The sequence below is a fragment of the Paraburkholderia sp. EB58 genome (assembly GCF_050436665.1).
GTDB lineage: Bacteria > Pseudomonadota > Gammaproteobacteria > Burkholderiales > Burkholderiaceae > Paraburkholderia.
Window position 1 is genome coordinate 1 of the sequence record NZ_JBNDMQ010000007.1, and the last position, 18,533, is coordinate 18,533.

General features: G+C 64.3%; 17 protein-coding genes. 6 read left to right on the forward strand and 11 right to left on the reverse strand.

Annotated features, from left to right (window positions below; all coding sequences use genetic code 11):
* Window positions 1-119: hypothetical protein (locus P3T40_RS12140; RefSeq protein ID WP_429268185.1), on the reverse strand; the 119-nt coding region annotated here is incomplete at its 3' end.
* A 264-nt stretch (window positions 120-383) separates the two neighbouring features.
* Between P3T40_RS12140 and P3T40_RS12145 the strand changes: the two genes are divergently transcribed.
* Together P3T40_RS12145 and P3T40_RS12150 are read left to right on the forward strand one after the other, a co-directional pair.
* A complete protein-coding gene (locus P3T40_RS12145) occupies window positions 384-1,301 on the forward strand; it encodes an NAD(P)-dependent oxidoreductase (protein WP_429267942.1) in 918 nt (305 codons plus the stop codon).
* 53 nt (window positions 1,302-1,354) lie between these two features.
* Window positions 1,355-2,641 carry a tetratricopeptide repeat protein gene (locus tag P3T40_RS12150; protein WP_429267943.1) on the forward strand — a complete coding sequence of 429 codons (1,287 nt, stop codon included), beginning with the start codon at window positions 1,355-1,357 and terminating at the stop codon, window positions 2,639-2,641.
* A gap of 138 nt (window positions 2,642-2,779) precedes the next feature.
* Here P3T40_RS12150 and P3T40_RS12155 read toward each other — a convergent pair whose 3' ends face one another.
* Window positions 2,780-3,226 carry a hypothetical protein gene (locus P3T40_RS12155; protein ID WP_429267944.1) on the reverse strand — a complete coding sequence of 149 codons (447 nt, stop codon included), beginning with the start codon at window positions 3,224-3,226 and terminating at the stop codon, window positions 2,780-2,782.
* Window positions 3,227-3,419: 193 nt separating this feature from the next.
* On the opposite strand from P3T40_RS12155, the gene P3T40_RS12160 reads away from it, so the two are divergent.
* The 3 genes from P3T40_RS12160 to P3T40_RS12170 are packed head-to-tail and all read left to right on the forward strand — an operon-like array spanning window position 3,420 to window position 6,074.
* Window positions 3,420-4,079: a DUF6622 family protein gene (locus P3T40_RS12160; RefSeq protein ID WP_429267945.1), complete on the forward strand. Its 660-nt coding sequence runs from the start codon at window positions 3,420-3,422 to the stop codon at window positions 4,077-4,079.
* A 14-nt stretch (window positions 4,080-4,093) separates the two neighbouring features.
* Window positions 4,094-5,194: a sensor histidine kinase gene (locus P3T40_RS12165; protein ID WP_429267946.1), complete on the forward strand. Its 1,101-nt coding sequence runs from the start codon at window positions 4,094-4,096 to the stop codon at window positions 5,192-5,194.
* A gap of 31 nt (window positions 5,195-5,225) precedes the next feature.
* Entirely contained in the window at window positions 5,226-6,074 is an 849-nt protein-coding gene (locus tag P3T40_RS12170; RefSeq protein ID WP_429267947.1) for a LytR/AlgR family response regulator transcription factor, read from the forward strand.
* A 42-nt stretch (window positions 6,075-6,116) separates the two neighbouring features.
* Here P3T40_RS12170 and P3T40_RS12175 read toward each other — a convergent pair whose 3' ends face one another.
* The 4 genes from P3T40_RS12175 to P3T40_RS12190 all read right to left on the reverse strand — a co-directional run bounded on the left by P3T40_RS12175 (window position 6,117) and on the right by P3T40_RS12190 (window position 10,268).
* Window positions 6,117-7,145: a sulfonate ABC transporter substrate-binding protein gene (locus P3T40_RS12175; RefSeq protein WP_429267948.1), complete on the reverse strand. Its 1,029-nt coding sequence runs from the start codon at window positions 7,143-7,145 to the stop codon at window positions 6,117-6,119.
* 207 nt (window positions 7,146-7,352) lie between these two features.
* Window positions 7,353-8,777: an NAD(P)/FAD-dependent oxidoreductase gene (locus P3T40_RS12180; RefSeq protein WP_429268186.1), complete on the reverse strand. Its 1,425-nt coding sequence runs from the start codon at window positions 8,775-8,777 to the stop codon at window positions 7,353-7,355.
* 53 nt (window positions 8,778-8,830) lie between these two features.
* Window positions 8,831-9,124, reverse strand: coding sequence for a (2Fe-2S)-binding protein (locus P3T40_RS12185; RefSeq protein ID WP_429267949.1), 294 nt, complete (start codon window positions 9,122-9,124; stop codon window positions 8,831-8,833).
* Complete coding sequence (locus P3T40_RS12190; protein WP_429267950.1) at window positions 9,117-10,268, reverse strand: NAD(P)/FAD-dependent oxidoreductase; 1,152 nt, start codon at window positions 10,266-10,268, stop codon at window positions 9,117-9,119. The genes P3T40_RS12185 and P3T40_RS12190 overlap by 8 nt, the downstream gene beginning before the upstream one ends.
* A 140-nt stretch (window positions 10,269-10,408) precedes the next feature.
* Between P3T40_RS12190 and P3T40_RS12195 the strand changes: the two genes are divergently transcribed.
* Window positions 10,409-11,311 carry a LysR substrate-binding domain-containing protein gene (locus P3T40_RS12195; protein WP_429267951.1) on the forward strand — a complete coding sequence of 301 codons (903 nt, stop codon included), beginning with the start codon at window positions 10,409-10,411 and terminating at the stop codon, window positions 11,309-11,311.
* A 32-nt stretch (window positions 11,312-11,343) separates the two neighbouring features.
* Here P3T40_RS12195 and P3T40_RS12200 read toward each other — a convergent pair whose 3' ends face one another.
* The 5 genes from P3T40_RS12200 to P3T40_RS12220 all read right to left on the reverse strand — a co-directional run bounded on the left by P3T40_RS12200 (window position 11,344) and on the right by P3T40_RS12220 (window position 18,378).
* Entirely contained in the window at window positions 11,344-11,880 is a 537-nt protein-coding gene (locus tag P3T40_RS12200; RefSeq protein ID WP_429267952.1) for a carboxymuconolactone decarboxylase family protein, read from the reverse strand.
* Window positions 11,881-12,091: 211 nt separating this feature from the next.
* Window positions 12,092-13,219: a hybrid sensor histidine kinase/response regulator gene (locus tag P3T40_RS12205; protein ID WP_429267953.1), complete on the reverse strand. Its 1,128-nt coding sequence runs from the start codon at window positions 13,217-13,219 to the stop codon at window positions 12,092-12,094.
* A 9-nt stretch (window positions 13,220-13,228) separates the two neighbouring features.
* Window positions 13,229-13,861: a chemotaxis protein CheB gene (locus P3T40_RS12210; RefSeq protein WP_429267954.1), complete on the reverse strand. Its 633-nt coding sequence runs from the start codon at window positions 13,859-13,861 to the stop codon at window positions 13,229-13,231.
* Window positions 13,862-13,918: 57 nt separating this feature from the next.
* Entirely contained in the window at window positions 13,919-14,767 is an 849-nt protein-coding gene (locus P3T40_RS12215) for a CheR family methyltransferase (RefSeq protein WP_429268187.1), read from the reverse strand.
* Window positions 14,768-14,790: 23 nt separating this feature from the next.
* Window positions 14,791-18,378 carry a response regulator gene (locus P3T40_RS12220; RefSeq protein ID WP_429267955.1) on the reverse strand — a complete coding sequence of 1,196 codons (3,588 nt, stop codon included), beginning with the start codon at window positions 18,376-18,378 and terminating at the stop codon, window positions 14,791-14,793.
* Window positions 18,379-18,533: the final 155 nt, after the last annotated feature.

Genomic DNA, 18,533 nt, shown 5'->3' on the forward strand with positions numbered 1-18,533 from the left:
ATATAGCGCACTTCGCCGTCGCGCAGATGCACGCGGATGCCGCAGCGGCACGCACACATGTAGCAGGTCGTGGTTTTGACTTCGAGTTTTTCGTTTTGCGTACGCGCGTGGTGTTCCATGTGTGCCTCCTCCTGCATTGCCAACTGCGTGAGCCCCGCTCCATTTCATCAGCCGCGCCCATCATGGACGGCGGCAAAACCTACCCATGCATCGTATGACCGATAGATGTAAAAGAAAAATCGCTATTTCATATCCAATGTATCGCACGCACCGATAGTTTCAGCCGCCCGTTCCAGGTGTCAGGCTGCCTGCAGCGCGCGGGTATCGCTGCCATAATGGATTTTCAGCCAACCCCAACCTGCCCCACATGAAGGAGCCGTGCAGTGAGTGATTCCGCAGCCTCGTCTTCCAGCGACGCCAAGCGTCGCGTTGCGTTTCTCGGCCTCGGTGTCATGGGACATCCCATGGCCGGACACCTGGCCAAGGCCGGCCTCGACGTCACCGTCTATAACCGCACCTTTTCCAAAGCGGAACAATGGGTGTCCGAGTACGGCGGCCGCGCAGCCCGTACGCCACGTGAAGCCGCGGACGGCGCCGAACTGGTGCTGGCCTGCGTTGGCAATGACGATGACCTGCGCAGCGTCACGCTCGGCGACGACGGCGCATTTGCGGGTATGAGGCAAGGCACAACTTTCGTCGACCACACAACCGCGTCGGCGAATGTGGCGCGTGAATTGGCGGCAGTCGCCAGCGAACAGGGCTTGCAGTTCATCGACGCGCCCGTCTCGGGCGGCCAGGCCGGCGCGCAAAACGGCAAGCTGACCATCATGTGCGGCGGCGATGCAAAGGCGTTCGAATATGCCGCTGTCACGCTCAGGCACTATGCCGCGGCCGTCACGCTGATCGGTCCGGCTGGCGCCGGGCAACTGGCGAAAATGGTCAATCAGATCTGTATCGCCGGTCTGGCGCAGGGTCTGTCGGAAGCGATCAACTTCGGTGAATCCGCCGGACTCGACATGCCGCTCGTGCTGGAAGTGATCGGCAAGGGCGCCGCCGCAAGCTGGCAGATGGACAACCGCGGCAAGACGATGATCGAGGGCAAATTTGACTACGGCTTCGCGGTGGACTGGATGCGCAAGGACCTCGGCTTCTGCCTCGACGAGGCGAAGCGCAACGGCGCCGCGTTGCCGGTTACTGCGCTGGTCGACCAGTTCTATGGTGACGTGCAGAACCTGGGCGGCAATCGTTTCGATACCTCCAGTCTGATCTGGCGCTTACGGCAGTTGAAGCGCGCCGACTGACGACGCGCGGCTCCCACTTGTTTGCGCCGCTTCGATACGAGCCACACCGTCCGATGAGCCAGCCACGTTCGCGTCACGTGTTAAATGCGGAACATCAGGTTGTAGAGGCCGCACTCGATGCACAGGAGCAAGGCGACCTCGCCGGCGCCGAGCGCCTGTACCGCGCATTGATTGAAGCCGACGATCGCAACGGCATCGCCCACAACAACCTGGCGAATCTGCTGCGCACGTCCGGGCGGTTCACCGACGCTGTGGATCACTATCGACGCGCGCTCGAATGGATGCCGGATTCGGCGCCGATCCGCGCGAATCTGGCGGACACCCTCGAAAGCATTCAGCAATACGAGGCGGCCGAAGCTGAATACCGCCGGGCGCTGGAACTTGACCCTGCTTGCGCCGAAGCCCGCTACAACTACGGGCTCCTGTTGCTTGCGGCGGGACGTTATGCGGAGGGCTGGGCCTATTACGAAGCACGCTCACAGGTATTCCGTGAGCACGGTGCGTTGCCGTTTGCGCGCTGGAACGGCGAAGACCTGCGCGGCAAGACGCTGTTGCTGCTGCCTGAGCAAGGCTATGGCGACACGATCCAGTTTGTCCGCTACGTGAGCCTGCTTAAGGCGCGCGGTCTCGCGAAGCTCTCGGTGATCTGCAAACCAGCGCTCGTGCCCCTGCTACGCACGGTGCAAGGCATTGATGCGCTGATTACGGATCCGCAAGGTCTGCAGGTACACGATTACTGGGATTCTTTGCTCAGCCTGCCTTGCCGCTTCGGCACGACGCCAGAGTCGATCCCAGCGCAGATTCCTTACGTGGGGGTCTTCACCAACCGCCTCGAGACGTGGCGAACCCGCCTGCCCGCCCACGGGATACGCGTGGGACTCGTCTGGCAAGGCAACCCAGAACACGATAACGACGCCGAACGCTCGTTGCCCCATTTTTCCGCGCTGCGGCCCTTGTGGTCAGTGCAGGGCGTGAGCTTTATCAGCTTGCAGGTAGGCGGCGCCGAGGCCGAGGTACAGGAATGCGCTGACGAACAGCCGGTGGTGTGCCTCGGCGACGAAATTCGCGACTTCGGCGATACCGCCGCCATTGTCGGACAACTGAATCTCATCATCTGCGTCGATACCGCCGTCGCCCATCTGGCCGGCGCGCTCGGCGTGGCCTGCTGGCTAATGCTGCCGCGCCGGGGCGTCGACTGGCGCTGGCATCGCACCGGCGTGCAGTCGCCGTGGTACCCCAAAGCCATGTACCTGTTCCGCCAGCGCGAGGCTGGCTGGCAAGGGATGATCGGCGAGGTCAGAGACGCGCTGACGGATATCGTGCGCGAGCGGCAAGCCTGATTTCCGCGGCTGGGGAAAGCAACGCCCAACGGACGACGCGGGCGCCTCGTGCTGGTGCCTCAGGCTGCTGCCTTGTGCGGGCGCCCTAGGCTGGTGCCTCCGTGCTGGCACCTCAAGCAGCCACCTCACGCAAGCGTCTCAATTCGCCTTGCACAGCACGGCAGTCATGATGAGCGGCAGGACTTCATGCACGACCGCGTCGCTGCCCGCGTCGTGTAAATGCACCTTCACGGATTCGCTCGTCCCGAACACCACCACGCCGTAAATCGAGCCCGCCATGGCCTCGCCCTTGCCCTTGTGAAACAGGTCGTCATCGCGCGCGTAGCCGAGCACGGCATAGACGCGAAAACCGAAGGCTGTCAGTTGGCTGTCGCGGGTCGGGCGAAACGCGTTGACGGAGTTCGCTTCCACGTGCATCGGTTGCGCTTCGATGAACTGGTCGTCTTGCAGCGAAGTGATGAAGGCGTGCGCGTTGGAGGTGCAGTCGAGCTGCGCGTCAAGTTCGTGTGAGACAGCAGGGAGCGAATAGAGTAGCGCGCCGATGGCGGTCAGCGCTCCGAGCGCGTTGGGAAAGCACATTCTCATGGTGATGCAACCCCTATCCTGGCAGGTATCCGGCACGCGGAGCCCGTTCCTAACATAGGACCTTTGCCCCGCTCCCACTGTACGGCAGCCATCAATGCAGATTACATAGGCCCTCAAGCGGCACCGCGGTGCCACAGTACGCAGGTGGCGTGCCTGACTGCGTGCCTGACTGCGTGGCTGGCGCGTCAAAACCGTGTCAAAACACTTCGCGCCGAATCCAGGCCGTTTCGCGCCACACCTCGTCATTCTGTCGCAAACCGCTCGAACCTTGCAGAAGCCGGCTCGAAGATGTGCGTCATCGAACCTCTCGTTCATAGACACGGAGCCAGCCGCCATGTTCATTTCCATTCTTCAGCAAACGCCTGATTGGGTCTGGGGCCTACTCGCCGCTCTGACCTTCATTGGCCTCAAGCAGACGCTGCCGCGCCGCAGGTCGTTGCGCGCCAGCATTTCGTTGCCTCTCGTGATGGTGTTCCTGTCGCTGTATGGCGTCGCGTCCGCCTTTCCCAGCCAACCGCTGGCATTGATCGCCTGGGCGAGTGGCGGGGCCGTCACGCTGTTACTGGCGCAAATCCTGCGCGTGTGGGGTGAGATTCGCTGGCTGCCGCAAGAACGCAGCGTGCTGATGCCGGGAAGCTGGCTGCCGCTCGTCTTGCTGCTCGGACTGTTCGTGGTCAAGTTCGCTGTCGCCGTGGCGCTGTCGATGACCCCTGGCCTTGCCGTCGACGCAGGTTTCGCCGGCTTTACCGGCCTCGTCTACGGCGCGTTTAGCGGCGTCTTCCTCGCCCGCACCCTTGCCGTGTGGCGAGTGGTACGCTCATCATCCTTGCCATCGCGCTCGACGAGCGCCTGATTCCGGACTCTCGCATGCCCCCGTACCCCGTCGTTTTCAAGTGGCTTTGGCGTGAACTGAGAATCACGGTCCTCATCGCGCTGGCGAGCACGTTCATCTTCGGCCCATTGTCGGACGGGGCATTTGTCTCCAATCTGATCTACTCGTTCACCGTCACGATTTGTATTCAGACCTTGGTCGAAACCGGGCGCTACGGCCTGTCGACCCGCCCGTTCCAGCGCCTTTCCGCTGGCCGGCACGCCGGCGCGTCCGACAGCCTCGAACCCCGTCGGCGTTGGCCCGGCTGGGCCTTGATGGCGCCGTGGGTGGCGATGTCGGCCGTGGTGGGTTATCTCGGCGGGCATGTGCTCGGCGACCTGCTCACCGGCACGCATCGTCCCCCGCTTGGCTTTATCCGCGATGCGCAGTCGCTACTGCCCGCCCTCGCGCCGACCCTCGCTCTTGCGATCGGCTGCACCTATTTTTTCTATGCACGCGGGCGACTCGCCGCGACCGAGGCACGCGCGCAAGCCGCACTGCGCACCTCCGCCGAAAACCAGCTCAAGCTGCTGGTGTCGCAACTGGAACCACACATGCTGTTCAACACGCTCGCGAACCTGCGCGTGCTGATCGGTCAGGACCCGCCACGCGCACAGGCGATGCTCGATCATCTGAATGGCTTTCTGCGCGCCACGCTCGACGCTTCGCGCTCGAACTCGCACGCGCTGGCTGCCGAGTTTGCCCGCATCAGCGATTACCTCGAGTTGATGCAGGTCCGCATGGGTCCGCGCCTGCACGGCACGCTCGACCTCCCCGCCGACCTGAGCGGCTTGCCCGTGCCGCCGCTGCTGCTGCAACCGCTGGTCGAGAATTCGATCAAGCATGGACTCGAGCCGAGCGTCTCGGGCGGGCAGATCGAGATCGCCGCCCGGCGCGACGGCCACGCGCTCGTGCTGAGCGTGCGCGACACCGGCGTAGGCCTCGGCGCAGCGGCGACGCACGGCAGCCGCTTCGGTATGCAGCAGGTGCGCGAACGGCTCGCCGCGCTGTACGGCGACGCGGCATCCCTTGAATTGACCACGCCGAGCGACGGGCGCGGCGGCGCGCTCGCCGTGATCCGCTTACCCGTCGCCTGAGCCCACCCAATCCATCAGTCACGCACCCCTTATGCACGCTACCGCCCTGATCGCAGAAGACGAGCCCTTGCTCGCCGCCAACCTGCAAGCCGAACTGAGCCGTTTGTGGCCCCAACTGCGCATCGTTGCAAGCGTCGGCGATGGCATGTCGGCGCTTAAACAGGGGCTGGCTCTGCAGCCCGATGTGGTGTTCCTCGATATCCGCATGCCTGGGATGAGCGGTCTGGAAGCGGCCCAGGCGCTGGCCGAAGATTGGCCCGACGCCGGCCGCCCGCTACCGCTGCTCGTCTTCGTCACGGCTTACGACGAATACGCGCTGCACGCCTTCGAACGTGCCGCGCTCGACTATGTCCTCAAGCCCGTGCAACCGGAGCGGCTGGCAAAAACCTGCGAACGGCTGCAAGCAGCATTGCAGGCGCGTGCGCAACCGCAAAGCGGGGAGCTGGCGTTGGCGCCGATGATCGATCAGTTGCGCACGCTGTTTGGTGCGGGGATACCTGCCGCCGCGGGTGTGCCTGGCGCAGCTCAACAGGCCGGAGTGGGCGCACCAGCCACGCCGTTGCGCGTGATCCAGGCGAGCGCCGGCAACACGATTACGATGGTTCCGGTCAGCGAGGTCTTGTACTTCGAGGCGGCCGACAAATACGTGCGGGTGATCACGGCCGGGCAAGAGCACCTGATTCGCACGTCATTGCGCGAGCTGCTGCTGCAACTTGACCCGCAGCAGTTCTGGCAGATTCATCGCGGCACGGTGGTGCGCGCCGAAATGATTGCGAGCGCCTCACGCGACGAGGCGGGCAAGCTGACGCTCAGCCTGCGCGGTCATCCCGCGAAGCTGAGCGTGAGCCGTTTGTACGCTGATCAGTTCAAGGGCATGTAAGCCCATTGCGTCCGCTGGGCGCGTGCGGGCCTTTCTAAGACGTCAGCCGACCGAGTTCCAGCGCGCATCCGCGACGGTCAATTTCTTAGGTATGAGCTTGAGATCGGTAAACGTGTCGGCAATCTGCTGCTGATACGCCAGCGTGGCATCGGTAATCGGCTGCACGCCGTAAGCGGCGCGCCCCAAAGCCAGCTCAAGGGTCGCTGCGTCGAGTCCGACGAGCGGCGACAACTGGGCGGCCACGGCGGGGATGTTTTTGCTCCCCCACTGGTCCACCTGGTTCAGTTCGTCGAGCAGCGTATGCAGCACTTGCGGCTGGGAGTCGGCAAACTTGCGCGACGAGACGTAATACTGGGTGTTGCGCACGATGCCTTCGCCGTCGGTCAAGACGCGCGCATTAGCCTGACGCTGGATAGCGGCCAGATACGGATCCCAGATCACCCAGGCATCAATGCTGCGTTGGACGAAAGCGGCGCGCGCGTCAGCGGGGGTGAGATAGACCGGCTGGATATCCGTGTACGTCAAGCCGGCGCGCTGCAATGCCTTGACCAGCAGATAGTGAACGTTCGAGCCCCGGTTGAGCGCGACCTTCTTGCCGCGCAGGTCCGCAACGGTGCGAATCGGCGAGTCCTGCTGCACGACGAGCGCCTCGCCTTTGGGCGCGGGCGGTTCGTTGGCGATGTAGACGAAGTCGACCCCTCCGGCCTGCGCAAAGATAGGCGGAGTTTCGCCCACCGTGCCGACGTCCACCGCGCCCGCATTCAGTCCTTCGAGCAATTGCGGTCCGGCTGGAAATTCCAGCCACTGCACGCCCACGCCTTGCTGAGCGAGCCGTTTTTCGAGCGTGCCGCGCGCCTTCAGGACAACGAAGTTACCGTATTTCTGGAATCCGATTCGCAGTGTTTTCGAATTCCCCTGAGCGAACGCGGATTGGCTCGACAGCAGCGCCCCTGCGCCCCCGGCAATAACGGCACCTGTCCCCACGGCGAGCGCGGCGGCGGCCTTCAAAAGCGAGCGTCGGCTGGAATCGACCGGTTGCGCGTCGGGCGTGGAATGTTCTGATGAAACCATGATGTCCTTCGCAAGTTCGTGATGGGTTGTACCGCCGCAAGCGGACGGACCATCGCGGGGCGATGATTAGAATAAGGACACCCTCGCGAGAAGCGAACTAATCATTGCGCATATGCAAAGCACGGCAGATGGGAACGCGCCTGCCGTGAAACGGTGAACCGATATCGGCGAAGCGGCACCCGCTCGCTGCGGGCGCATCAGCGGCGCTCAACTCGGAAATTCGGCGCGCTCCATCGAGCTGCCGGCCGGCATGGCAGTCGCGATCTCGGCGATCGTCACGGGCTTGATTGGCGCGCGGATCCGGTAGTAGCCGACTTCTTCCGGCGGCCGCCCCTGCACTTCGGCGAGCAGTTCGGAGACCGTCGTGCCGCACCAGCGGCCCTGGCACGGGCCCATTCCACAGCGGGAAAACGCCTTCATCTGGTTTGGCCCGGTGCAGCCGAGTCCCGCAATCCGCCGGATCTCACCCGCACTGACTTCCTCGCAACGGCACACGATCACGTCGCTGGCCGGCTGCCGCAGCGCCGGTGCCGGTGTGTACATGGCGTCCAGCAACGGACGGATAGCCAGATGGCGGCGTGTGGCCGAGCGTGCCGAATGGCCGTCGCGGTCGCGAGTCGCGGTGTCGATCCGTTGCAGCGCGGCGGCAATATCGAGCGCGGCCAGTTCGCCCGCGCGTTCGGCGACCTTGGCGCCGCCGACGCCCGCGCCGTCGCCGGCAATCCAGATGTTCGCGACGCTGCTACGCCCCCAGTCGTCGACTTCCGGCCGCCAGCACGCCTGATGCGCATCCCAGCGATGCACGCAGCCGATCGAGCGCGCGGCGTTGGTGCACGGCACGACGCCTTGATGCAGCAGCACCAGGCTGGCCGGCAAGGCATGAAGCTGCGCGCCCACCCGGAAGCGCAGCGCCTCCGCGTGGGTCTCGCCCAGCACCTCCAGTTCGTGCGCAGCGCGGTAGATCTCGACCCCGGCGCGCCGCACCGCGCGCATCATTCGCATGCCCTTTAGCAGATAGTCCGCGGCCAGCAGTGCGCGCGGCAGATAGCGCAGCGCGCCCCGCGCGGCGCCTGGCGGCGTCGTGTCGACTACCGCGCGGATCGTGCGCCCCGCCTTGAGCAGTTGCGACGCGTAGAGCCACAGCAACGGACCGCTGCCGGCCAGCACCGTATCCGCGCGCGGCGCGAGGCCGCCGGACTTCAGCAAGGCCTGCGCGGCCCCTACGCCCATCACCCCGGGCAAGGTCCAGCCGCGCACCGGCCACGGCCGCTCCAGCGCCCCGGTTGCGAGCAGCACCGCCCCGGCATGGACCTGCCGTGTGCCCGCCTGCGAGCCGCGACAGGTCAGCATGGCCACCGGCGACGGTGCAGGCTCGATCTGCCAGACCAGCGTCTGCGCGAGGTACTGCGCGCCGCTCGCCATGAAGCGTGCAATCAGCGCCTTCCCCGCGGCATAGTCCGCGCCGAGCACGGTTGGGTCCGCGAGCGGCGACACACTGGCGGCACGGTAGATCTGGCCACCCGGATGCGTGCCCTCATCGGCGACGATCACCGTCAGTCCACTGCGGCGCGCGGCAATCGCCGCAGCCATACCGGCGGGCCCCGCGCCGACGATCAGGAGATCGCACCGCAGTTTGCCCCTTGATTCGCCGTTTAATTCGCTCCTCGGTTCATAGCCTGGTTCGCTCACGCCAACCTCGCCTTGCCTTGCATGGCGCGCACCCGCATGCCGTCACGGACTGGCGTCATACAGCCCTGCACATTCGACACGCCGTCCACTTCGACGAGGCACTCGAAGCACACGCCCATCATGCAGAACGGACCGCGCGGCGCCCCACTCACCGTGGAGGTGCGGCATGCATCCTGGCCACTTGCCAGCAACGCGGCGGCTACCGTGAAGTGAGCCGGCACCTGCTTGAGGCGGCCGTCGATTTCAATCGAAACGACATCGTTCGCCGTCAGCGGCAGTAACTCAAACATGCTGGTTGACCGAAGAAGCGGTGAAACGGGTCGTCGTGAATGCGTCGAGCACCTCGGGCCGCGCGCCGCCGGCCATCCACGGCGCCAGCACGTCAGCATGGGCGGCCGCGAGCGTCACGCCGCTGTGGCAGATGGCGATGAACGCGCCCGGATGCGTCTGCGATTCCTCATAGACCGGCAAGCCGTCCGGGGTCATGATGCGCAGCGCTCCCCAGGCGCGCACGATCCGCGCATTCGCCAGCAGCGGGAATGCGTTCTGCGCGCGCTGCGCGATATCGGACATCACGTCGCGTCTCACGCCGTCGTTGAGGCCGACGTTTTCCGCCGAGTCGCCGAGCAGCACCGAACCCTCACGCGTTTGCCGCGCGACGAGCGTGGGGTAGTCGAGAAACGGTGCGAGCTTTTCGGTGACGAGTATCTGGCCCCGCAGCGGGGCAATCGGCGCATCGAGACCGACCATCGGTCCAAGGCGCGCGTTGCCGAGACCCGCCGCCAGCACCACGCGCTCGGCTTCGAGCGTCGCGGCCGTGGTGACGATATCGAAACGGCCGCTGCGCGGGATGACTTCCGTCACATCATGGCGCGGCAGATACACGCCGCCGCGCGCCTGAAACGCCTCGTGCAGCGCCCGTAGCGTGAACAGCGGGTTCGCGTGACCATCGTTGCGGGAGTACAGGGCACCGGCCAGTTCGCTGGAGGCCGCGGGAATGCGCCGACGCAATTCGGCGTTGTCCAGCACCTGATAGTCGAGTCCGGCGTCGCGCTCGCGTAGCGATTCCAGTAAGCGCTGGCCCTCGTCCAGTTGCTGGACGGTCTCGCATAGCTCGAAGCCGCCCGGTCGTTCAAAGCACGGATCGACGCCGGTCTCGCAACGCAGTTGCGCGGCGAACGTGCCCCAGCGCTGCGACGACACGAGCGACCATTGCGCATACGGCAGGCAGCGCCCGCCTTTGCCTTGCACCCAGATCAGACCGAAGTTGCCGCGCGCGGCGCGATAGGCGGTGTCGTCGCCGTCGCAAACCGCGACGCGTCGGCCTGTGCGCGCGAGGCCGTAGGCCAGCGCCATGCCGACCAGTCCGCCGCCGGCCACGACCACGTCGAACGTGCGCGCGGTGCGCGGCCTTTGCTGTGCCGGTGCCGTCATGCGGCCCGCCACGGCTTCGATCCGATATTATGGTGATGCGTCACGCGTCAGAACCCCTGAAAAAGCCCACGGGCTCAACTTTCGGGCTGGCAGAAGAACGCGTCAAATGACCTTTTTTGGGTCACCCATTCCTCAATGTTATGGCCTCATCCGACCTTAAAATCCGCCAGGTCGAGGCGTTTCGCGCCTTGATGCAACGTCACACCGTCACCCGCGCCGCGCAGACGCTGCACGTCTCGCAGCCCGCGGTGAGCCGCCTGCTGGCCGACTTCGAGGCGAGCGTCGGCTTTACGCTATTCGAGCGGCAACAGGGCCGGCTCGTGCCGACCGCCGAAGCTCGTGTGTTGTTCGAAGAGGTCGAGCGCGCGTTTGTCGGGATGGACCGCATCACGCTGGCTGCACAGCAGATCCGCGCCATGCGGCGCGGCACGTTGCGGGTTGTTGGCTCACCGGCGGTTGCACTGGAACTGTTGCCGCGGGTCGTGACCGCGTTTGTCCACGCGCATCCAGGCATCGATGTCACGCTGCTTACGCATAGCTCGACCACGGTGGTCGAACTGGTCGCCTCGCATCGCTGCGACGTCGGCTTTGCCGCAGAAGCAATCCCGCATCCTGCGGTGCGGCTCGAACGTTTGACGGACGCGCCCATGCGCTGCATCGTGCCACTTGGCCATCGGCTCGCCAGGAAACGCACGGTGCAGCCTGAAGACCTCCGCGACGAAGCGTTCGTCTCATTTCCCCACTGGTTCGATGCACGCACCGCAATCGACCGCCTCTTTGTCGAGCATGGCGTGTCGCGTCAATTGGCGGTGGAAGCGCAACTGTCGCAGACGATCGTCTCGCTGGTCGCCAATGGCGCAGGCGTCGCGCTGATCGACCCAGTGACGGCCGCGTATGCCGCTGGACGCGTAGTAGTGCGGCCGTTTTTGCCCGAGCTGCCGGACGAGTTCTATCTGGCGAGCGCCGCCGCGCAGCCGCTATCGACGCTGGCGGCGGCCTTTGTCGACAGGGTGCGGGCGGCGCTGCAGGAACTGCTGGCGTAAGCGGTGCACGCAGCAAGACCCGCTGGCCGGTTTTACGCCACGGCCGGGAAATCCAGCGTCGTGTCGTTCACGCGGTTCACCAGGTTGGTGAACGTAATGGAGGCGATCGCCAGCGCTACTTCGATCACTTGCTGTTCGCTGTAGCCAGCCGCGCGCACCGCGTCGACCTCTTCCGCCGCGACCGTGCCGTGCGTTTGGACCAGCGTGCGGACAAAGCGCACGAGCGCATCGCGCTTCGCGTCCCCGGTCGAGGTGCCGGCGCGAACCTCCTTCATGACATCCTGCGACAGGCCCGCAAACTTGCCCATCAGCGTATGGGCGGCGATACAGTAGTCACAACCCGCCACTTCGCTGACGGCCAGCTTGATGGTTTCGATATCCGCCTTGGCGAGGCTGCTGCTTGCCAGAACGGCTTCGACGCCAAGTATCGCGCCCAGCGCGGCCGGGCTATGCGTACCGACGGTGGCGTAGGCATTCGGCACTCTGCCGGCAGCCTTCTTGATCTTGGCGAAAAGTTCTGCGGCGGCGCCGGTAGCGGCTTCAGGGTTGATTGCGCTAAAACGGGACATGATCGACTCCTTGAGGTCTGGTTTAATCTGCAAGCCATGTCGTATGGCATGGGAGTCAGTGTAGTCAGAGTCAGTGAGCGAGTTAATGCCACAATCACCCAACTTTTTGCTCAAACGTCTCATCTCAGCCTAAACGGGTCCTTCACCGTCTGGCGATCCGCCGCAAAGACCCGACGCACTGAACGTTTGAGCCGGATCCAAACGCACCCTGCTACCGCCCGCTCAGCGAGCCACGCCCGCGTACCGCCGTGCGCGGTAGTTCAATTGAGAAGACGGTGCCCTGCGTCTCATCCGACTGCACGCCAACCTCGCCGCCATGCATATGGACGATCTCGCGCACGATATGCAGGCCAAGCCCGAGCCCTTCCCGCGGCCGTCCGCCAATACTGCCCGCGCCGAACGCCCTGAACAGATGCGGCACGACCTCAGCGGGAATCACGCCCCGGTTCGTCACGCTCAGCACAATCCGCTCGGCCGTATCAGCTTTGATCCGCACCACGATGCTGCCGTCCGGCTCGCCGTGATGCAGCGCATTGCTGATCAGGTTCGAGATGGCCTGCCACATCAGATCGTTGTCCCAGCGACCTGCCGAATCGCCCTCGCTCACAAAGACGATCTGGCCCGCGCCCTTATGCGTGGCGAATTCGTCGATTACGGATTTGCACAGCGTCGCCAGTTCGATGGAGCGCGGTTGCAATTGCAGCCGGCCGCCTTGCAGGCGCGCGAGGTTGAGCAACTGGTCGACCATGCGGGCCATCCGCAGAGAGCTGCTCTTGATGCGCGTCGCCGTGGTCGTCACCGCCTCGCTGGCCTCGAGGCGCATCAGATACTCCGCCGACGAAAGCACCGCCCCCAGCGGCGTGCGCAGATCGTGGCTCAGCACGGCCATCAGCATCTCGTTGGCTTCCAGCATCTGGCGCGTGGTTACGAGTTGCGCGGCCAGCTGACGCTTCTGCTGTTCGAGCTGCACGAAAACATCGACCTTCGATTGAAGGATGCGCGAATCGAACGGCTTGTAGAGGAAATCCACCGCGCCGGCTTCGTAGCCGCGGAACGTCCGCGAGGCGTCCTGCGCGGTCGCCGTCAGAAAGATGATCGGCACGTGCGAGGTACGCGGACTGCCGCGCATCAGCGACGCCAGCTCGAAGCCGTTCATGCCGGGCATATTGACGTCGAGAATGGCGAGCGCCACCTCGTGCTTGAGCAGCAGGTCCAGTGCGGCGGTGCCGGAATCGGCCACCAGCAGGTTGATTTCCGGTCCGATCAACGACGCCTCTAGCGCCGTAATGTTATGCGCGATGTCGTCGACGATCAGGATGTTGACAGGGAGATTCGTCATGGCATCGGGTCAGGATTCATGTTCGGTAAAGGCCGGTAACCGCGCAAGACGGCGGGCCATGGTAGAAGGAGACAGAATTTCGTCCACTGCGCCGCGTTCGATCGCGGAGCGCGGCATTTTCGGCGACAGGGCGGTTTCGGGCGCTTGCACCCAGGCTGCCCCGCCTGCGGCGCGCACCGTTTCAAGGCCGTGCACGCCGTCTTCATTGGCGCCCGAGAGCAGGATGGCAAGCATGCGCTCGCGATACAGCCACGCCGCGGATTCGAACATCACATCGATGGACGGCCGCGAAAAGCGCACGGCCGCTTCGATGGACAGCGCCACGGTGCGATCGTCTTCGACCAGCATGTGATAGCCGGGAGGCGCGACGTACACGCGGCCGGCGAGAATCCGCTCGCCGGCATCCGGTTCGACCACCGGCAAGCTGCTGCGATGGCTGAAGCTCTCCACCAGATAACTCGACGGATCGGGCGGCAGATGCACCACGATCATGACGGCCGCCGCGAAATCGCCGGGCAACGCGGCCAATAGCCCGTTCAGGACATCGAGTCCGCCTGCGGACGCGCCGAGCGCCACCAGCTCGAACGCGCGCGAACGCGTTGAGGCGGACTGGCGCTTCACGGCGGGACGGATGGCACGCATAGTGGCTCGCGTCAGTATCGGCAGGGTTGGCCGGGCGACATGGGCATGGCGGTCGCGCTAGCGCTTCTGGTAGATGCGCTCGCGCGGACAAAACTCGTCAAACGCTTCGTGCTGGTTTGAAAAACGCAAACTTTCCTTACTGCCGAGGCCGAGAAAGCCGCGCCGCACAAGGGCGCGCTGAAACAGCCCCAGCGCGCGGTCCTGCAACGCGCGGTCAAAATAGATCATAACGTTGCGGCAGGACACCAAGTGTGCTTCAAGAAACACTTCGTCGGTCGACAGGCTGTGATCGGCGAATACCACCCGGTCCTTCAGCGCGCCGGCAAAGCGCGCCCCGCCATAGGCCGCGTGGTAGTAATCGGATAGGGATCGCTTGCCGCCCGCCGCCAGATAGTTTTGCGTGAAGCCGGCAATCCGGTCGAGCGCGTAAATGCCGGCTTCGGCACGCGTCAGCGCGTCGGGGCTGATATCGGTAGCGTAAAACAAGGTGCGCTCGGTCAGGTCCTCTTCATCGAAGAGGATCTTCAGCGACCACAGTTCCTCGCCCGTGCTGCACCCCGCCACCCAGACCTTGATGGACGGATAGGTCCGCAATACCGGCATCACCTGCTGGCGCAGCGCCAGAAAATAGGCCGGATCGCGGAACATGTCGCTCACCTGCACCGTCAGGTATTGAAACAGCCGTGCGAAATCGGCGCCGCTTCGCATGATCCTGTCCTGCAGTTGCGAAAGCGTGGTGAGGCCGAACTCGTCGAGCGCCTGGGTCAGCCGGCGGCGCAGCGACGACATCGCGTAATGGCGAAAATCGTGCTGATACTTCAGATAGATCGCCTCCAGCAGCAGCGTCAGTTCGATGTCGAAATTGCTGATGCGCGGGGGCCGCGGTTCGGGCGCAGTGGGGTTCATCTTCATGACAGGTCTCTCTACCCCTAGCGCTGCCGCAGCCATACGCGGCACAGCGAGACGAGCTTGTCGACGTCGATCGGCTTCGAGATGTAATCGTCCGCGCCCGCTTCCAGGCAGCGCACGCGGTCGTTCGCCATCGCCTTCGCGGTCAGCGCGATGATCGGCAGATGCGCGAAGCGCGGATTGCGGCGAATCTCGGCCATCGCCGTCAGGCCGTCCATCTCCGGCATCATGATGTCCATCAGCACCAGATCGACCTCGGGCTCGCTCTCCAGCAACTCGAGCGCTTCGCGGCCGTTGCGCGCAATCTGCAGCTTCGCACCTAGCGGCTCGATCACGTGCGACAGCGCGAAAATATTGCGCACGTCGTCTTCCGCCAGCAGGATGTTGCGGCCTTCAAATGCGTTGTCACGCTGCCGTACGGTGCGCAGCATGCGTTGCTGCTCCGGCGCGAGCGACGATTCCACGCTGTGCAGGAACAGCGTGACTTCGTCGAGCAGGCGTTCGGGCGACTTTGCGCCTTTGATGATGATCGATTTCGAATAGCGGCGCAGCCGGTGCTCTTCTTCGCTGGACAACATCCGGCCGGTATAGACGATCACCGGCAGCGCGAGATGGGCGGCGTCGAGCGCAAGCCGTTCGAGCAGGTCGTAACCGGTGCCGTCCGGCAGCGCGAGGTCGGTCACCACGCAGTCGAAGGAGCTGGCCGCCAGTTCGTCAAACGCGCTCGCCAGCGTCGCCACGGCGACGATTTCCGTGTTTTCGCTTTGCAGCAGCGCGCGAATGCTCTCGCGCATCGGCGGATCGTCCTCGATCACCAGCACGCGCTTCAGACGTTGCTGCAGGCGCGCTTCGAGACGCCGGATCGCCGCTTCCAGCGTCGAGCGTGCGGTCGGTTTGAGCGTGTAGCCGATGGCCCCCAGGTGCAGCGCTTTATCGGCGTGATCCGTGGCCGACACGATATGGATCGGGATATGGCGCGTGAGCGGATCGTTCTTCAGCCATTCGAGTACGGTCAGGCCCGAGCGGTCCGGCAAGCCGACATCGAGCAGCACGGCCGCAGGCCGCATGTCGCGCACCAGCGCGACGCCGCTCGTGGCGTCGGTGGCGTGCAGGAAGTCGAAGTCGAGCTCGTGGGCCAGGTCGCGCAGAATCTCGGCAAACGGGATGTCGTCCTCGATCGCGAGAATCATCCGGCTGCCGCGTGCGCGCTCGTAGCGGTCGTCGCCAATGGGCGCGCCGCCGGCCTCCTCGGCGCCGTTACGCGCACCGGCTTCGGCGGACGGCGCACGCTGGAGCGCGGCTGCGCTCGTGGCGGTGGTCGTAGTCGTGACCGACGATGCCAGCGAAGACGAGGCATGCGCCACCGGTGCAGGCATGGCGGCCGCAGAATCAGGCGACGCGGGTTTAATAGTTTCACCCTGCGTCTGCCCTGGGTTGGTGGCCACTGCAGCAGCTACTGCCGCGCTCGCATCCCTCGGCAGCCACAGCGTGAACAGACTGCCCTTGCCCAGTTCGCTCGCCACCGTGATACGGCCGCCCAACAGCCGCGCGAATTCGCGCGAAATCGACAGCCCCAGGCCACTGCCACCGTAGTGCCGGCTGGTGGAACCATCGGCCTGCTGGAAGGCCTCGAAAATCATCTCCAGCTTGTCCGGCGCAATGCCGATGCCGGAATCGCGCACCTCGAAGCGCAACATGCCGTCCTCGGCCGGCGCCACGCTCAGCGACACCTCGCCACGCTCGGTGAATTTCACGGCATTCGACAAAAGATTGCGCAATACCTGCACCGCACGCTGGCTGTCGGTAACGAGCATGTCGGGCGCACCCGGTGCCCGGTCGAACGTCAGCTTCAGATTCTTCGTGGCGGCCAGCGGCGCAAACGTCTCGCGCAGCGACTGCAGCGTGCTGTCGAGCGAGACCGTCTCGAGTTCGATGTTGATTTGCCCAGCCTCGACCTTAGACAGATCGAGGATGTCATTGATCAGCACCAGAAGGTCGCTATTGGACGCGTGAATCGTTTCCGCGTAGCGCACCTGTTCTTCGCTCAGATTACCGGTGCGATTCTGCTGCAGCAATTTGGCGAGGATCAGCGAACTGTTCAGCGGCGTGCGCAACTCGTGCGACATGTTGGCAAGAAACTCGGACTTGTAGCGGCTCGACTGCTCGAGCCGTGCCGCGTTGGCCGAGAGTTCGTCCTGCGCGCGCAACAGATCGGTTTTTTGCCGCTCGAGACGCTGCGCGTACTCTTCGAGTTGCACATTGGTCTGTTCGAGCTCGGCCTGCTGGTTTTCGAGCCGCGCCTGCGAATCCTGCAGCGCGCGACCCCGCTCTTCCAGGCCTTCGTTCGAGACGCGCAGTTCTTCCTGTTGAACCTGCAACTCTTCGTTCAGTTGCTGCATCTCGACGAGCGCGTCCTGCAGGCGCTCGCGGTACAGGGCCGCCTCCAGAAAGTCGCCCATGCCGCCGGCAATCAGTTGCAGGAACTCCTGGTCGCGCTCGACCAGTGCGCGGATGAAGCCGAGTTCGACGACCCCGTTGACGACGCCGTCGTTTTCGATGGGCAGGACAATCAGATTTCTCGGGGGACTCATGCCGAGGCCCGATGCGACCTTCACGTAGTCGTCCGGTACGTCCTGCAGCAGGATGGTCCGGCGCGTCAGCGCGGCCTGGCCGATGAGGCTCTCGGCACTCTGGAAATTCTGTGACGCCTGTTCGCTCTCAAAGCTGAAACCGTACGAAGCCGCGCGGTGTAGCACGCTGCTTTCCTTGTCGCGCACATACAGCGCCGCCACCACCGCTCCCAGATAGTGCGCCAGAAATTCGAGCATGGCGGCGCCGACCAGCGCCGGCGTGGATTGCCCCACCACCTTCTCGGCTAGCAGCCGTTGCCCCGAACGCAACCAGACCTGCTGCTGCAGCACCTCGGTCTGTTCGTCCTGTTGCTTGAGCACGCCGTCGTAGGAGGCGGACAGGTCGAGCAACTCGCGCCGCCCCCGCCAGGCGAGCAAACCGCTCACCAACAGGCTAAAGAAAACGAACGTGCTGACCATGACAATCGTGACGTTGCGTGCCGCCGCCGTGCGCTCCTGTCTCAGGCGCAACTCCGCATCGAGGAATTCGCCGAACTCGCGGCGCGTCTCGTCGAACAGGACTTTGCCGCGGTTGCTCGCTATCTCCGGCTGATACGCCAGGTTCCGGCGACGCAGATCGATGGTCTGCTGCGCGTAGGCGTCCCATTGCGCCTGCACGGCATGGATCCGCTTTAGCAGTTCGACCTGAGGCGGATTGTCGGAGACGAGATTCGTCAAGTTGGCGATCTCGGCCTCGAAGCGCGGTTGCCCCAACTCGTACGGCGCGAGGAAGCTCTCGTCGCCGGTAATCAGGAAGCCACGCATGGACGACTCGCGGTCGACCGCGAGCCGCAGCATCTCGTTGGCGTCGCCGATCACGCGCTCCGAATGCTCGGCCCAGCTCATGGTATTGACGAGGTACGCGATCAGCGCGACGAACACCGCAACGGTCAAGAGACCCACGCCTAACGGCAGTGCAATGTTACGACGGATGATGCGGCGGAATTGATCCTGGTCGACGGCTATTGAGGCAGGCATTTTTTTCTGTGTTTCGTCTGGTTAGTTTGCTCGGCTCGGCAATTTCGACTGATATACCGCCACTACAAGATACGTTGCCACGTCCAGTTGGCCAAAAAAGTATGAGGACGCAACGCAAGGTCTCGATACACCCCATACACCTGCGACAGCACGCG

Bases quoted from the DNA above. Each gene is read 5' to 3' on its own strand.
- P3T40_RS12150 (WP_429267943.1), top strand. From the start codon at position 1,355: ATGAGCCAGCCACGTTCGCGTCACGTGTTAAATGCGGAACATCAGGTT.
- P3T40_RS12155 (WP_429267944.1), bottom strand. From the start codon at position 3,226: ATGAGAATGTGCTTTCCCAACGCGCTCGGAGCGCTGACCGCCATCGGC.
- P3T40_RS12165 (WP_429267946.1), top strand. From the start codon at position 4,094: ATGCCCCCGTACCCCGTCGTTTTCAAGTGGCTTTGGCGTGAACTGAGA.
- P3T40_RS12170 (WP_429267947.1), top strand. From the start codon at position 5,226: ATGCACGCTACCGCCCTGATCGCAGAAGACGAGCCCTTGCTCGCCGCC.
- P3T40_RS12175 (WP_429267948.1), bottom strand. From the start codon at position 7,145: ATGGTTTCATCAGAACATTCCACGCCCGACGCGCAACCGGTCGATTCC.
- P3T40_RS12185 (WP_429267949.1), bottom strand. From the start codon at position 9,124: ATGTTTGAGTTACTGCCGCTGACGGCGAACGATGTCGTTTCGATTGAA.
- P3T40_RS12190 (WP_429267950.1), bottom strand. From the start codon at position 10,268: ATGACGGCACCGGCACAGCAAAGGCCGCGCACCGCGCGCACGTTCGAC.
- P3T40_RS12195 (WP_429267951.1), top strand. From the start codon at position 10,409: ATGGCCTCATCCGACCTTAAAATCCGCCAGGTCGAGGCGTTTCGCGCC.
- P3T40_RS12200 (WP_429267952.1), bottom strand. From the start codon at position 11,880: ATGTCCCGTTTTAGCGCAATCAACCCTGAAGCCGCTACCGGCGCCGCC.
- P3T40_RS12205 (WP_429267953.1), bottom strand. From the start codon at position 13,219: ATGACGAATCTCCCTGTCAACATCCTGATCGTCGACGACATCGCGCAT.
- P3T40_RS12210 (WP_429267954.1), bottom strand. From the start codon at position 13,861: ATGCGTGCCATCCGTCCCGCCGTGAAGCGCCAGTCCGCCTCAACGCGT.
- P3T40_RS12215 (WP_429268187.1), bottom strand. From the start codon at position 14,767: ATGAACCCCACTGCGCCCGAACCGCGGCCCCCGCGCATCAGCAATTTC.
- P3T40_RS12220 (WP_429267955.1), bottom strand. From the start codon at position 18,378: ATGCCTGCCTCAATAGCCGTCGACCAGGATCAATTCCGCCGCATCATC.